The organism is Bacillus sp. ISL-57, from assembly GCF_018613135.1.
Lineage (GTDB): Bacteria > Bacillota > Bacilli > Bacillales > DSM-1321 > Peribacillus > Peribacillus frigoritolerans.
Genome location: NZ_JAGGQV010000001.1, coordinates 652,760 through 667,568, shown reverse-complemented (window position 1 = coordinate 667,568; position 14,809 = coordinate 652,760). Strand labels below are relative to the sequence as shown.

Sequence of the window (14,809 nt, the reverse complement as noted above, 5' to 3'; positions counted from 1 at the left end):
ATCATGTCTAAAATCATTATAATTTTTGCCAGTATGAGTGGAAATACAGAAGAAATGGCGAATGCCATTGCAGAAGGAATCACTGAAATCAGTGATGTGAGCATCGAAAAGATAGATATTATGGATGGTCCTGAAGCTTCCATGCTTGAAGATTACGATGGGATCATATTAGGAGTTTATACGTGGGGTGACGGAGAGTTACCCGATGATTTATTAGACTTTTATGAGGATATGGATCATATTGATCTAACTGGAAAGAAGGCTGCGGCGTTTGGTTCCTGCGATTCATCTTACCCACAATATGGTGCAGCTGTAGATATTTTGACAGAAAAATTAAGGGAACAAGGTGCTGTTATCGTCCTGGAAGGGTTAAAAGTGGAATTAACCCCAGATGATGAGGATATCAAAAACTGCCAAAATTTCGGAAGGGAATTTATTAAGAATAGTATTGTCACTCAATATAGAATTTGAAATTTTATGAGGAGAGAGAGGAGAAGGGAATGATCGGTAGGAAACATCGGATTTCCATTGCTACTTTAACTGATTATCATTTACAGGATTTTATAAGATGTCCTAATAAATTTTACTATTTTCATATAGAAGGAAAAATCACCACTCAATCGGATTGGAGGAAGATGGTTCAATTTGTGGTTAATCAAGTTGTAAGTCGATATTATAAACTTCCTCCAGAAAGTCAGACGACTAAGAAGGTTTTGGAGTTCATAGATGATCATTGGAGTGCCATTGAAGTACGTCAGTTCGAGTCGAAGATCCATTATTATAAGGCTCTTGCTAATATTACAGACCATTTACTTCAATGTTTAACTACTAAAAGAATTGAAAATCCACCTTTGTTTTTATATGAAAAATTCAACATGAATATGGATGAGTTGGGGACCGAACTTTCCTTAACATTTGAAGTGGCAGAATGGTCAGGCAACTCATTCATCATAAAGAAGTATTTAGTTGATACAGATGAAGAAATGAATCGTTTATTTAATAATATGATTTCGGTATTTTGTGAAAAGGCATTTGGTCAATTACCGGAAAGAATAGAGATATACTCGCTTATGGATGGTAAAAAAGAAACATTTATACCAACCAAGAAGGATGTTTCTGGTGGATTGGAATACCTCAACATGATCAAGAATCTTTTACAAGAACCCAAAAAGTATTTGAAAACGGATTCCTTAGCAGTTTGCAAAAGCTGTTCTTACCAAAAAAGATGTTATGAAGGAATTAATATAAATCAAGAAAGATTTAACAGTCAATAATCGCATTTAAAAAACCTGAAATTATTGTCTATATCACTAGGAATTACCGTATATTAAAGAGAAAAGAAACGTTCCTGGATGTTGCCTAATTAACTGAATCAGAGAAATATCCTTCCAAAAAGGTTTTGGAGGGCTATTGGGCATGGCCAAAAATAGTAGATTTAAGGGAAATGAATCTTTTATAGAAGGATTTGACATGCTATTTGCTGGTATATTTCACTAACGAAGGCTGATAAATAACCATTGTATTAAGCAAAAAAAGAATGAGATATGAGCATAAAAAGAAGAATTGTCTATTTATTACATTTTATATTCCAAAAATAACCTCGCCAGAATATAAGTTAAAAACCAAATTCAAGCGGTTAAGTCATAATCAAATCATTTAAAATGGAAAAAAATATATTTTCAAAAGGGAATTCAATACTTTTGTTGAACATGAATATTGTGGAACATTTTAACCGCATGAAATTGTAACCGTTTACATCGGGGCATTGAACATATCTTACTTGGTTCATGGTAGTAATTATCAGTAAAAAAAGAATGGAGGTAAACCCATGGTTAGCACGATGGCAATTAATAAGGATGATTCCCGTTCCTTTCTAACGGAAGAACACCTATTATTTAAAAAATCAATTCGTGAATTTCTCGCCAAGGAGGCTGTCCCCTTTTATGATCATTGGGAAAAAGAGGGGGAAATACCTTACTCATTTTGGGAAAAGGCAGGAGATAATGGATTTTTATGTCCGTGGATTGAAGTGGAATTCGGTGGAATAGGAGCAGATTTTGGATATTCGGTTGTGCTGGCAGAGGAATTGGAGAGGGTGGGTTCAGCCTTGGGAGGAGTATTCATTCATTCAGATGTTGTAGCCCCTTATATTGCTTCCTTCGGAACAATAGATCAAAAACAAAAATATTTACCAAAGTTCATTACAGGGGAAATGATTTCTGCCTTTGCATGGACAGAGCCGGAAATGGGATCGGAATTAGCTGATATTCAAACCACAGCCATCAAGAAAGATGGGTATTATCTTCTCAATGGAGCCAAAACGTACGTTACAAATGGCTTTAAAGCTGACTTCATGATAGTAGCATGCAAAACTGATCTAAATGTTGTTCCTCCAAAGGACGGAATCAGTCTACTGCTCATTGATAAAGATACACCAGGGTTATCACGGGGAAGAAAGCTTTGTAAATCAGAACAGGGAAGCTCAGGCACAGCAGAACTATTTTTCGATGATGCTTCAGTTCCAGTTGGCAACCTCCTTGGGGAGGAAAGGAAGGGCCTTTCATATATCATGCAAAAACTGCAGCAGGAAAGACTAATGAGTGCGATCAGGTCTTTAATGGCAGCGAAAGAGATGCTTCACTTAACGATGAATTTTATAAAAAGACAAAAAGCATTTGGGAAGAAAAGAAGTGCATAAAAAAATGCACAGTTTACCGTCGCAGAAATAGCGACAGATATTCATCTGGGAAGAACGTTCATTGATGAGTTGATCTGTAAACATATGGATGGGGAGAATATCATAACTGAAGTATCGATGGCTAAACAATGGATAACGGAGATGTCTCAGAGAATATCTAATAAGTGTATGCAGTTGCATGATCGTTACGGAAGTATGGGTGACGATAAAATTGCCCGGCGTCATCGGGACATTTCTTTGCCAACATTCTTTACAGGGACAGATGAAACTATAAAAACCCTGATTGCTAAAAATATAGGATTTTAATCTTTAATACTATAAATCTATCCAACTGCCTCAATTAAAACTGGGCAGTTTTTTTATACCATTCTTTCAATATAATTACAATGAACTAGTTATTTATAAAAAAAGGTTTATACAGCTTGCCTTATGGGTAGAAGAGACTGTGCATATGAAAAATTAATATTTTTGTAAAATTTGTAATTGTTATGCGAATGATGGAGGTGCTTTTTATGTTAAAAATTGAAAATGTATCGAAAATCTATAAGGGAGGAAAGAAAGCAGTAAAAAATATATCTTTGGATATTAAAAAAGGGGAGTTCATTTGCTTCATTGGTCCGAGTGGGTGTGGTAAGACCACGACAATGAAAATGATTAACCGTCTTATCGAGCCATCTGAAGGCAACATACTTATTAATGGTGAAAATATCATGGATAAAGACCCAGTTGAGCTAAGAAGACAGATCGGCTACGTTATCCAGCAAATCGGACTTTTCCCTCACATGACCATTCTTGAAAATATCACCCTCGTTCCAAAACTTCTTAAATGGAATGAACAGAAGAAAAAAGAACGGGCACTGGAATTGCTTAAGCTTGTCGATATGGGACCCGAATACCTGGAAAGGTACCCTTACGAATTAAGCGGCGGACAGCAGCAAAGGATAGGCGTTCTCAGAGCACTTGCTTCCAATCCTCCACTCATTTTAATGGATGAACCTTTTGGCGCATTAGATCCAATCACCCGCGATGCCCTTCAGGAGGAATTTAAAAATTTGCAGCGCACACTTGATAAAACAATCGTTTTTGTTACGCATGATATGGATGAAGCCATTAAGCTAGCCGACAGGATCGTCATCTTAAAGGCTGGTGAAATCGTCCAAGTGGGAACACCGGATGAAATCCTCAGATACCCAGCAAATGAGTTTGTTGAAGAATTCATCGGCAAAGATCGTTTGCTTCAAACAAGACCCAATGTTGAGTTGGTTGAACAAATCATGAGTCGAAACCCAATTTCCATTACTGAGGAAAAATCCCTTACCGATGCTATTACGATAATGCGCGAGAAAAGGGTCGATTCATTACTTGTGGTCGATGAGCAAAATGTTTTGAAAGGGTTCGTAGATGTTGAAACGATCAGTGAATATCGAAAAAAAGCTAAATTAATCAGTGAAGTCATCAATACTGAAGTCTATTCAGTGAAACAGGATACTTTAATCCGCGATTCCGTTCAAAAGATTTTAAAACGAGGTTTCAAATACGTGCCTGTAGTTGACCAAAATAAACATTTGGTCGGAATTGTCACTAGGGCTACATTGGTCGACATTGTATATGACAGCATTTGGGGAGAGGACGAAAATCAAGTGGCAGAAGTAGTAGAAATGTTTTAGGAGGTGTAATAGATGGAAACAATGCTCGAATTTTTACAAACGAACTGGCAAGAATTAATCTTTAAAGCATGGGAGCACTTATATATTTCCATGATCGCTGTTTTCCTTGGAATAATAGTCGCTGTTCCACTAGGGATAATGTTGACGCGAATGAAAAGGAGCGCATCGATTATAATCGGAATTGCGAACATTATGCAGACACTGCCAAGCTTAGCGGTCCTCGCCTTTTTCATTCCTCTCCTTGGCGTTGGGAAAACACCCGCGATCATTGCGTTATTTTTTTATTCCGTTTTACCCATACTCAGGAATACATATACAGGTATTAAAGGCGTAAATGAAAATCTGCTGGAATCCGGACGCGGCATCGGGATGACAAGCTGGGAAAGGATTCGTCTGGTAGAATTCCCGCTTGCACTTTCCGTCATTATGGCAGGTATCCGTACGGCTTCCGTCTATTTAATTGGATGGGCTACCCTAGCTTCCTTTATTGGAGGCGGGGGCTTGGGAGATTACATTTTTATCGGTTTGAATTTATACCAAACAGAATATATCATCGCTGGTGCAGTTCCGGTAATCATCATGGCTATCCTGGTTGATTATGTATTCTCGATCATAGAGCGAAAAGTCGTACCAAAAGGCTTGAAAGGCATGAAGGAAGTTGCTTGAGGAGGATTACCATGAATAAAAAAATAAGAAATACAATTTTAATGGCTCTTATCGTTTGTGTATTAATGATCACCGGCTGTTCTTTGCCTGGTCTAGGGTCATCTTCTGAGACTACTGTAAAGATCGGTGCCCAAAGCATGACCGAATCCGAAATCCTGGCGAACATGATCGCTCAACTCCTTGAAAGGAATACGGAACTTGATACGAAAATCATCAAAAATCTAGGTTCGAATTTCGTTCAGCAAAAAGCGATGGAGACCGGTGATATAGATATAGCAGCTACTCGATATACAGGGACGGATTTAACGAGTGTACTGGGACAGGAAATCGAAAAGGACCCAGTAAAGGCGATGGAAATTGTTCAAAGGGAATTCAAGGAACAATATGGGTTCAAATTTTTTGATTCTTATGGATTCGATAACACATATGCCTTTACGATTTCTAATGAATTGGCTGAGCAAAAAGGGTATCAGAAAATATCGGATTTGGAAAAGGATGCAGGTAATTTAAGGTTAGGTGTGGATAGTGCTTGGTTAAAAAGAAAAGGGGATGGTTATAAAGGGTTCGTCGATACATATGGATTGGAATTTGGAGAAACTTATCCGATGCAGATTGGCTTAGTATACGATGCAGTCAAAAATGGTCAGATGGATATTGTCCTTGCATATTCCTCAGATGGACGGATTAAGGTTAATGATTTGAAGCTCTTAGAAGATGATAAACAATATTTCCCTCCATATGACTGTTCACCGGTCGTTACTGAAGAATTATTGGAACGGTATCCTGAAATTGAAGAGGAACTTAACAAGTTAATTGGCGAGATCACTACTGAAACCATGCAGGAATTGAATTATGAAGTGGATGGAAACTTGAAGGAGCCATCGGTCGTAGCATCGGAATTCCTTAAAGCACATAAATATTTTGAATAATTGGGAGGTGCAAACTAATGGAAACCTTGCAACAGTTGGGAACTTATTATTCCCAGAATTGGATGTATGTTCTTACTGAATTTTATCGCCATTTTTTAATGTCTGCTTATGGAGTGTTATTTGCAGCAATTGTAGCCATCCCGATAGGCATTTTCATCGCGAAACATCAGAAATTGAGTAATTGGGTATTTTCGATAACGAATGTCATACAAACCACACCAGCATTGGCTATGCTTGCACTCCTGATGCTAGTGATGGGGCTGGGGACAAATACGGTAATCTTATCGTTGTTTTTGTATTCATTGCTGCCAATCCTGAGAAACACGTATGTCGGGATTACAAGTATAGATCATGCTTATTTAGAATCTGGCAAGGCAATGGGAATGACAAAGCTCCAGTTACTAAGAATGGTCGAACTTCCATTATCTCTATCTGTCATCATGGCTGGCTTACGTACAGCTCTTGTCGTTGCAATTGGTGTAACTGCTGTCGGTACATTCGTAGGGGCAGGCGGCCTGGGGGATATCATTGTCAGGGGAACGAATGCGTCAAATGGAACGGCAATCATACTTGCAGGAGCAATTCCGACGGCATTGATGGCCATTCTCTCGGATCTTTTACTCGGATGGCTGGAACGGATACTTTCACCTATAAAGAAGAAAAAAGTTCATACTGCCTAGAACTAATAGGAAAATAAAAAAGCCGTTGCATGTTATTGCAATGGCTTTTTTTAACTTACCGATTAGAAGTCAGAAGCTTAGACTGGCAGATTTAGTTTTTTATTTCACGAAAAGGGTAACTATAAGGGTAGTCCTAAAAAAAGTATAAGGGGAATCATTCATGAAACTTACACCTGAGCAGCGTATTGAACTTCATGGCTTTAATAATCTTACGAAATCTTTAAGCTTTAATATGTATGATATTTGTTACACAAAAACCAGGGAAGAGAGGGAGTCCTACCTGGATTATATCGATGAACAATATAATGCAGAGCGGCTTTCGAAGATCCTGCACAATGTTGCGGATTTAATAGGGGCGCATGTTTTAAATACGGCCAAACAGGATTATGTCCCTCAAGGCGCCAGTGTAACCATTCTTGTTTCAGAAGGACCTGTCGTCGAAGTACCAATGGGGACTTATGAGGAATCACCAGGGCCTTTACCTGATAATGTGGTCATGCAACTGGATAAAAGCCATATTACCGTACATACATACCCAGAATACCATCCAAATGAAGGCATTAGCACATTCAGGGCCGATATCGATGTCTCTACATGTGGAGAAATATCACCCCTTAAAGCCCTTAATTATCTCATTCATTCCTTCGATACGGATATTATCACGATCGATTACCGAGTAAGAGGATTTACGAGAGATAAAGATGGGCGAAAATTGTTCATTGACCATGATATAAATTCCATTCAAAACTATATTCCTGATGAAGTAAAAGGTTTATATGACATGATCGATGTAAATGTATACCAGGAAAATATATTCCATACGAAATGTAAGCTGAAAAGGTTCGATATTAATAATTACTTATTCGGTTATACAGAGGAAAAGCTGAATAAAGAGGAAAGGCTAGAAATTATAGAAAGGCTTCAAACGGAAATGGATGAAATTTTTTATGGTGCCAATGTTCCACATCCAATAGAAAAAAACAAGCATGCCGATTAAGGGATGCTTGTTTTTTATTGAAAAAGTTAATTTAAATGGAAAGCCTGAACCAATATATAGCCGAGGCAACTCAATAATATAGAGCCAACAAGTCCAGCAATAAAAGGCTTACCGCCATATTTCCTAAAAGTTACAAGGTCAATATTCAATCCTAATCCCGCCATCGCCATGGCCATGAGGATATAAGAAAGCATAACAAGCTTTTCGGCAAAAGGTTCAGGAACTGCACCTGAAGAATAAATGGCACTCATCAATAAAAATCCAAAAATGAACCACGGTATCTGAATGGATTTCCAGGAAAATTTCTTTTTGGTAACCGTTGATCGTTCTTTCCAATTGATGATGAATCCAATTAAAATGGCAACGGGTATGAGCAGGGCCACCCTAGTCAATTTGACCACCACTGCCAAGTCGACAGCCTCATTCCCCCCCGGTGCCGCAGCAGCGATGACGTGAGCAATTTCATGGAGTGTCGCACCCGAAAAAATACCATATCCTTGATTTGATAACTCCAATAATGGATATAGGACCGTATATCCGAAGGTGAAGGTTGTACCTAATACAGCAACCGTCGCTACAGCTATTGCTGTATCTTTTTCTTTTGCTTTTATTTGGGAGGAAATTGCTAGTATGGCAGCAGCTCCGCAAATTCCCGTTCCGCAAGCTGTCAATATCCCAAGTTTTTTCTCAACTTTAAATAGGCGGGTCAATCCATAAACTACTAATATACCAAATGCAAGACTAATGGCAGCCACTGCAAATGTTTTCGGACCGGCATTAATAATATCCTTTAGGTTCAAACGCATCCCCAATAAGATAATGCCCACTCTCAAAAGGACTTTACTTGAATAATTTGTCCCTGCAACGGTGTAAGCCGGGACACCGATTAGCGATTTCCAAACAACACCAATCAGAATTGCAATGACTAACTGTCCGATTATATGAAGGAATGGAAGCTCTGCTAAGTATTTTGCTGCAATGGCAATTAGCAAAGTCAATGCTATTCCTTTTGTAAATCCGAGTTTTTTAGCTTCAATTTTTATTTGTTCCAGTGTGATCACTCCATCTATGTTGATGCTTTTAACTTTAAAACTAAATTAAAAATAAGTGAAATATATTTTTGCTATTTCAATGATTACTTATACTTATGATAAAATGAAACGCATAGTAAAATAGGGAGGTAACAATGGATCCGTTAAAAGTATTCGTAACTGTAATCGAACAGAAAAATTTTTCAAGAGCAGGGGATATCCTGAACCTGTCGCAGCCAGGAGTCAGTCTTCACATAAGGAATCTGGAAAATGAGTTAGGAACGAAATTAATTTATCGTTCCCCCAAACAAGTTCAAATAACAGAGCCGGGAAAAATTTTGTATAGACATGCAAAGCAAATGCTTAATCATTATGAGACCGCAAAAAGAGAAATAAATGAATTTAATAACGTGGTTAGCGGAACGATGAAAATAGGTGCAAGCTTCACGATAGGGGAATATTACCTTCCAAAAGTATTAGCAGAATTTACCACTAAATATCCGATGGTGGATATACAAATCATCATCTCTAATTCAAATGATGTCACCCAAGGAATCCGTTCGAATAAGCTTGATATAGGCTTGATTGAAGGGGAAACGGATTATAAAGGTATAGATGTCAGGCCCTTCATGAATGACGAGATGATTGTGGTCGTTCCCCCGGATCATCCACTTTCACAGATGGATCTCATCGAAGGCAACATGCTCCAAAACCAAATATGGGTACTTAGGGAGCAAGGATCGGGGACCCGTACATATTCCGATAAACTTCTGAGCAGTCTGGAGTTAAACATAAAGAAAACCTTTATTTTCACCAGTATCCAAGGAGTGAAAGAAGCGGTGATGGCTGGACTCGGCATTGCCTTATTATCCCGATTGACAGTACAAAAAGAATTGAAGTCCAATGAATTGAAAACTTTCCATTTGAAAAATGAGCCCCTAATAAGACCTTTTTCGATCGTGAAAAAGTTGGACTTCGAAGCATCAAAAGCGATGGAGTTGTTTCTAAGGAAGGTCGAAGAATTTGCGATAAAGGGCCGTCCTAAATAAAAACCCTAAACATTTGCTCATCCTTTCATTTTCAATGATGGGGTGGGCATTTTTAACGACGAATTATCATTAATTTTAATGAAAACGTCGAAAGTAATTTGGAATATGTCAATGATTAAACGAATTTTACGAATTTTAACATAATTGCAAACATATAAATTAAATAGGTAGTCTCCAGGAAATTTTAAGTTCCTGTAGACTTTTCCTGATATTAATAATCTTAAAAGGAGCAACCACATTGGCTACAGAAGAGCAGAAAGATAAACGGATTTCTGTTTTCGACAGAATTATAGGATTCATGCCAAAATTTTATGTGATTGGGACAATTTTAATTTTTGTTTATACACTGGTTGCGATGGCTCGTTTAGGTATCCAAACTTTGAAAAATCCAGAGGAAACCATTGTACCTGCCCCCCCTGTTTCCCAGGGTTTTGAACATACATTGATATCGTTAATCATCGAACCGATCGTAACGTCTGAATTTTATCAAATCATCTTTAACACGTTATTCCTTTACCTAGTTTGGATATTGCTTTTCCTATTAGCCCCGATAGCTTTTTACCGTTTAAAACATTTTAAATTTTTTAATATTGAAATTGAAATTGAAAAACAAGATGCAGCCGTTTATGAAGTATTCAGCATGAGCAGTTCAAAAATGAAATTTGCAGCGTATTTAACTTCCGAGGAATTTCAATTGGAGATATCAGAGGAAATTGCCAACAGCAAGGACTTTAGAACACCCTTAATCTATACATTGGACTGTGCCGTGGATTTTTATTCCGATCAATTAGGTCTTTCCTTTACCTATGATATCTATACCCTGAACCAGTTCAAAAAAGCAAAGCTGCCTAAATCAATCAAAGCGATGCTTGATAAATCCATTCAAACCGGCGAACCGTGCATTACAAATAAAAGCAATAGCGATAGTGAATATTACAAGAATTTTCTTATTCATTATTTCGAAAACATGGACGGTAAATTCGTCACTGTCTTAAATAGTTATCAAACTGAATTCGATACATTCGATAAATCACTGCTAAAAATCCTGCAAAACGTCATATACGATTACTATTTACAATATAACTATATTTACGAAGCAAGTGAGAAGTTGGAAAAGAATGAAACCATTTCCCCTAATAATTAAAAAAACCACCCTACAAGTGGTTATTTTTTTTGGAAAGGTGATTGTTAATTATATTTTGGACAATTACATTATTACCAATGAGCTCCGACGATTTATTTACATGCTGTTCCCGAAAATCCATGTTCTTTATTTTCTTAGACTTTTTCCCATTTTTAAAATTATTAAAGGCATTTAAAAAAGCTATCTGAATCACTCCCCTTATAGATTAGTATATTCATATTTTGGATAAAATTTCATGAAAAACCCCTTTTTAGTAAAAAATATTATGTGGTTTCCTTTATGATGTTCCGCGTTCAATATAGTATTAAAAGATGATTTCAAAAAAATAAAATAAATGTCAATAAAAAATGAAAATCAAAATATTCATAAAATATATTTGTTGTATATTGACAGTTGATTGAAGAAGGTGGTAGTTTATACATAAGGCGTTCTTTATAAAGAACGAGTTTTAAAAAGGTACAAGAATTAAGGTTTGAGAAGTCCTTTTTTACGTATATATTTTGCGATTTATTTTATCATGGACATTCACCGCCAGGAGGAAAAAAATGAGCGCAATCGCTGGCCTCTATCATTTAAACCAAGAACCGATCAATCTCCATCATGGGGATATATTAATGAAATCATTATATAAATTTCCCGCCGACAGCATTCAAATATGGAATGATGAGCGAATCATATTTGGCTGCCATAATCAATGGATTACCCCTGAATCGGTGAGTGAAACTCTGCCATTTTTTGATTATGCCAGACAGCTTGCCATTACCGCCGACGCAATCATTGATAATCGGGAAGAATTATTTGAACGATTACAGGTTAAGAATTCTGACCGACTTAATATAACGGATAGCCAATTGATTCTGCTTGCTTATTATAAGTGGGAAGAGGAAACACCAAAGTATTTAGTTGGTGAATTTGCTTTCATGATTTGGGATCAAAAACAACGCAAATTGTTCGGAGCTCGTGACTTTTCAGGAAGTCGCACTCTTTATTATTTTAAAAACCAAGATAAATTAGCATTTTGTACAACAATTGAACCGTTGCTTAATTTGCCATATATTGAAAAGAGATTGAATGAGGATTGGTTATCGGAGTTTTTGGCCATTCCCATTAATGTTGAATCAGTAGATACCTCATCAACCGTTTATCAGAACATTAAACAAATACCACCATCACATTCAATAACGGTCATTGATGGAAGTGTAACTTTTTCCAGATACTCTTTTATAAAAATACAAGAAAAACTGAAGCTAAATACGAATGAAGAATATGAAGAAGCTTTCCGCGAAGTTTTCGATAAAGTAGTGAGATCCAAATTAAGGACTACATACAATATTGGCTCACATTTAAGTGGGGGGTTAGACTCAGGATCCGTCGTTAGCTTTGCAGCCAGGGCTTTAGATGAGCAAAAAAAACAGTTATATACATACAGCTATGTACCAGTTGAGGATTTTGTCGATTGGACTCCTAAAAGTAGAGTTGCTGATGAGAGACCTTTCATTTCTTCTACTGTTGAGTACGTAGGAAATATTAAGGATAACTATTTGGATTTTAAAGATAAGAGCCCTTTATCCGAGGTGGATGATTGGCTTGAGGTGCTAGAAATGCCTTATAAATATTATGAAAATAGTTTTTGGTTAAAAGGCATTTATGAAAAAGCCGCACAAGAAAATATCAGAGTGCTACTAAATGGTCAAAGAGGTAATTGGACCATATCATGGGGACATGCTTTAGACTATCAAGCTAGTTTATTAAAGCAGTTTAAACTAATTCACTTTTACAAAGAATTACATTCATTCAGTGAAAATTATGGTGTGAACAAATCAAGAGTCATGACAGCGATAAGAAAAAAAGCCTTCCCATCATTATCATCAGCGGAAGAACCTTATCCAATGTTAATAAACCCCGACTTTGCAAAAAGAACGAAAGTATTCACCAAATTAGAAGAACATAACATTGATGTTAAAGGTACCATTAAAACAAATGTTTTTACTATGAAAAGAACTCAATTTGAACAATTATACTATTGGAGTATAAATGGGAATATTTCCACCAAGCTATCCTTAAGACATTCTATAGCTGAACGTGATCCAACTAACGATTTGCGTATCATCCAATTTTGTAATTCAGTCCCAGAATCACAATATGTATTAAATGGTCAGGATCGCTCCTTAATAAGAAGGGCCACTAAGGACTATCTGCCTGATAATGTTAGGCTTAATAATAAAACGCGCGGAATACAAGGATCAGATGGAATTCATAGAATGGCATCATTATGGAGTTCTTTTATAGATGAAATGCATAGTCTTAGTAAAGATGAAGTCATGTCTGAATTTTTAAATATGGAGGAAGTTAGAAAAGCACTTAATAGCGTCGAACAAACACCTCTTCCAGAAAAAGTGTTTGATGATGATTTCAGAATTTTAATGCGAACCTTAATCGTTTCACGATTTATAAAAAAACATTTTGAGGGGAGGTGAAACAATGAAAAAAGAATGGGAAAAACCAAAATTAGAAATACTTAATGTTAATTTAACAATGGCTGGACCAGGAAGGAGACTTCCTGATGCAATTCAACCAGATCCGGATGATCCGGTAAAATTCAGTTAAGTTTCATTTAAAAGGTTATGCCCTTACACCGTGTAAGTGTAAGGGTTTCTTTTGAAAACAGTGATGATATGTTTGGAGTGAAGAAAAATGCTAAGCACGGAAAATACATATACGTATACCACATTTGGATTAATTGCAGAAAGTGTACTTCCTCTACCTGAGTTAGAGAAAATGACAGATATTGAAAAGGAAGCCGATATAACGATTAAAAAGAAAGATTTATCAAATGTTTGGTCAAAAATAAATCCTTTAATTCGTACTAGTTTTTTCGTTGAAGGAAATCGCGTAATGTTCGAAGTGCCTGGATTAGCTGTTTTTTCAATAGAAAATGGGAAAACCATTACATTTTCAACTTACGGCAGTGATAAAGATGATAGGATTCGGCTTTATATTTTAGGGAGCTGTTTAGGAATTCTGTTGATGCAAAGAAAGGTATTGCCACTTCATGGAAGTGCAATAGCCATCGAAGGAAAAGCATACGCTTTTATTGGTGAATCAGGAGCTGGCAAGTCTACTCTGGCATCCTCTTTCGTTAATAAGGGGTATAAACTTTTAAGTGATGATGTAGTGGCTATAACACTAACGGAGGAATACCAGCCGTGGGTTATCCCCTCATACCCTCAACAAAAATTATGGCAGGAAAGTTTAAACGCTTTTGGAATGAATTCTACTGATTACCAACCATTATTCGATAGAACGACAAAATTTTCGATACCAGTGCAAACTGACTTCTATAACAAACCTTTGCCACTTGGAGGGATATTCGAATTAGTTGGGGCAGATATAGTGTCCATAGATCTACAACCTATTGAAAAGCTTCATCGATTTCAAGTAATGCACTTGCATACCTATAGACGATCTCTAATTGAAAGAATGAATATGATGGATTGGCATTTCAAGATTTGTGCAAAGTGTATGAATGCTGTGCCGATATATCGATTAAGACGTCCAAACTCAACATTCACAGCCCACGAAATTTTAACGAGAATTCTAAGTGTTATTAAAGGAGAGAAAAATATATGATTAACGCATCAGTTCTATCAAAAAATAATGTAATTACTCAAAATCAGGGGAATATTGTTAGTGATATGGATGGGGAATTGGTCATGCTCAGCATTGAAAAAGGGAATTATTATAATCTGGGAGTTCTAGGTGGGGAAATTTGGAGTTTAATTGAGAAACCTATTAAAATTAGTGACTTACTAGATAAATTGATTTCACAGTATGACGTCAGTCAACAAGAATGCGAAGAAGAAGTGTTATCTTTTTTAAGTGATTTATATAATGAGGGGTTAATTATCTTACCAGCTGAATTATAAGCATTTATATTCCAGTTTATAT

General features: G+C 36.6%; 14 protein-coding genes and 1 pseudogene. 14 read left to right on the top strand and 1 reads right to left on the bottom strand.

The window, feature by feature from the left end:
- The first annotated feature begins 3 nt into the window (after positions 1–3).
- The 8 genes and pseudogenes from J7I90_RS03195 (at position 4) to speD (ending at position 7,637) form a co-directional block, all read left to right on the top strand.
- Positions 4–471 (top strand): flavodoxin, encoded by a 468-nt coding sequence (locus J7I90_RS03195; RefSeq protein WP_214768362.1) that lies wholly within the window; start codon positions 4–6, stop codon positions 469–471.
- A complete protein-coding gene (locus tag J7I90_RS03190) occupies positions 468–1,274 on the top strand; it encodes a hypothetical protein (RefSeq protein ID WP_214768361.1) in 807 nt (268 codons plus the stop codon). Before J7I90_RS03195 ends, J7I90_RS03190 begins: the two co-directional genes overlap by 4 nt.
- A gap of 566 nt (positions 1,275–1,840) precedes the next feature.
- A pseudogene (locus J7I90_RS03185) lies at positions 1,841–3,004 on the top strand (acyl-CoA dehydrogenase family protein).
- Between the two features lie 206 nt (positions 3,005–3,210).
- Positions 3,211–4,365: a betaine/proline/choline family ABC transporter ATP-binding protein gene (locus J7I90_RS03180; RefSeq protein ID WP_214768360.1), complete on the top strand. Its 1,155-nt coding sequence runs from the start codon at positions 3,211–3,213 to the stop codon at positions 4,363–4,365.
- Between the two features lie 12 nt (positions 4,366–4,377).
- Entirely contained in the window at positions 4,378–5,031 is a 654-nt protein-coding gene (locus tag J7I90_RS03175; RefSeq protein ID WP_214768359.1) for an ABC transporter permease, read from the top strand.
- A gap of 11 nt (positions 5,032–5,042) precedes the next feature.
- A complete protein-coding gene (locus J7I90_RS03170) occupies positions 5,043–5,960 on the top strand; it encodes an osmoprotectant ABC transporter substrate-binding protein (RefSeq protein ID WP_214768358.1) in 918 nt (305 codons plus the stop codon).
- 17 nt (positions 5,961–5,977) lie between these two features.
- Positions 5,978–6,640, top strand: coding sequence for an ABC transporter permease (locus J7I90_RS03165; protein ID WP_214768357.1), 663 nt, complete (start codon positions 5,978–5,980; stop codon positions 6,638–6,640).
- Positions 6,641–6,800: 160 nt separating this feature from the next.
- Entirely contained in the window at positions 6,801–7,637 is an 837-nt protein-coding gene (gene speD, locus J7I90_RS03160; protein ID WP_214768356.1) for an adenosylmethionine decarboxylase, read from the top strand.
- Positions 7,638–7,663: 26 nt separating this feature from the next.
- Here speD and J7I90_RS03155 read toward each other — a convergent pair whose 3' ends face one another.
- Positions 7,664–8,689: a YeiH family protein gene (locus J7I90_RS03155; protein WP_251025088.1), complete on the bottom strand. Its 1,026-nt coding sequence runs from the start codon at positions 8,687–8,689 to the stop codon at positions 7,664–7,666.
- A 134-nt stretch (positions 8,690–8,823) separates the two neighbouring features.
- Here J7I90_RS03155 and J7I90_RS03150 point away from each other — a divergent pair, with 134 nt between their 5' ends.
- The 6 genes from J7I90_RS03150 to J7I90_RS03125 all read left to right on the top strand — a co-directional run bounded on the left by J7I90_RS03150 (position 8,824) and on the right by J7I90_RS03125 (position 14,787).
- Positions 8,824–9,717: a selenium metabolism-associated LysR family transcriptional regulator gene (locus J7I90_RS03150; protein ID WP_214768355.1), complete on the top strand. Its 894-nt coding sequence runs from the start codon at positions 8,824–8,826 to the stop codon at positions 9,715–9,717.
- A 238-nt stretch (positions 9,718–9,955) separates the two neighbouring features.
- On the top strand, positions 9,956–10,861 hold the full coding sequence (locus J7I90_RS03145) for a hypothetical protein (protein ID WP_214768354.1): 906 nt from the start codon (positions 9,956–9,958) through the stop codon (positions 10,859–10,861).
- A 545-nt stretch (positions 10,862–11,406) separates the two neighbouring features.
- A complete protein-coding gene (locus J7I90_RS03140; protein ID WP_214768353.1) occupies positions 11,407–13,338 on the top strand; it encodes an asparagine synthase-related protein in 1,932 nt (643 codons plus the stop codon).
- Positions 13,339–13,342: 4 nt separating this feature from the next.
- On the top strand, positions 13,343–13,468 hold the full coding sequence (locus tag J7I90_RS03135) for a paeninodin family lasso peptide (RefSeq protein ID WP_133346496.1): 126 nt from the start codon (positions 13,343–13,345) through the stop codon (positions 13,466–13,468).
- Positions 13,469–13,555: 87 nt separating this feature from the next.
- On the top strand, positions 13,556–14,491 hold the full coding sequence (locus tag J7I90_RS03130; RefSeq protein ID WP_214768352.1) for an aldolase: 936 nt from the start codon (positions 13,556–13,558) through the stop codon (positions 14,489–14,491).
- A complete protein-coding gene (locus tag J7I90_RS03125; RefSeq protein WP_214768351.1) occupies positions 14,488–14,787 on the top strand; it encodes a lasso peptide biosynthesis PqqD family chaperone in 300 nt (99 codons plus the stop codon). Before J7I90_RS03130 ends, J7I90_RS03125 begins: the two co-directional genes overlap by 4 nt.
- Positions 14,788–14,809: the final 22 nt, after the last annotated feature.

Excerpts from the sequence above, each read along its gene's own strand:
- J7I90_RS03135 (WP_133346496.1), top strand. The coding sequence starts at position 13,343 with ATGAAAAAAGAATGGGAAAAACCAAAATTAGAAATACTTAATGTTAAT.
- J7I90_RS03195 (WP_214768362.1), top strand. The coding sequence starts at position 4 with ATGTCTAAAATCATTATAATTTTTGCCAGTATGAGTGGAAATACAGAA.
- J7I90_RS03150 (WP_214768355.1), top strand. The coding sequence starts at position 8,824 with ATGGATCCGTTAAAAGTATTCGTAACTGTAATCGAACAGAAAAATTTT.
- J7I90_RS03140 (WP_214768353.1), top strand. The coding sequence starts at position 11,407 with ATGAGCGCAATCGCTGGCCTCTATCATTTAAACCAAGAACCGATCAAT.
- J7I90_RS03125 (WP_214768351.1), top strand. The coding sequence starts at position 14,488 with ATGATTAACGCATCAGTTCTATCAAAAAATAATGTAATTACTCAAAAT.
- speD (WP_214768356.1), top strand. The coding sequence starts at position 6,801 with ATGAAACTTACACCTGAGCAGCGTATTGAACTTCATGGCTTTAATAAT.
- J7I90_RS03180 (WP_214768360.1), top strand. The coding sequence starts at position 3,211 with ATGTTAAAAATTGAAAATGTATCGAAAATCTATAAGGGAGGAAAGAAA.
- J7I90_RS03175 (WP_214768359.1), top strand. The coding sequence starts at position 4,378 with ATGGAAACAATGCTCGAATTTTTACAAACGAACTGGCAAGAATTAATC.
- J7I90_RS03130 (WP_214768352.1), top strand. The coding sequence starts at position 13,556 with ATGCTAAGCACGGAAAATACATATACGTATACCACATTTGGATTAATT.
- J7I90_RS03170 (WP_214768358.1), top strand. The coding sequence starts at position 5,043 with ATGAATAAAAAAATAAGAAATACAATTTTAATGGCTCTTATCGTTTGT.
- J7I90_RS03165 (WP_214768357.1), top strand. The coding sequence starts at position 5,978 with ATGGAAACCTTGCAACAGTTGGGAACTTATTATTCCCAGAATTGGATG.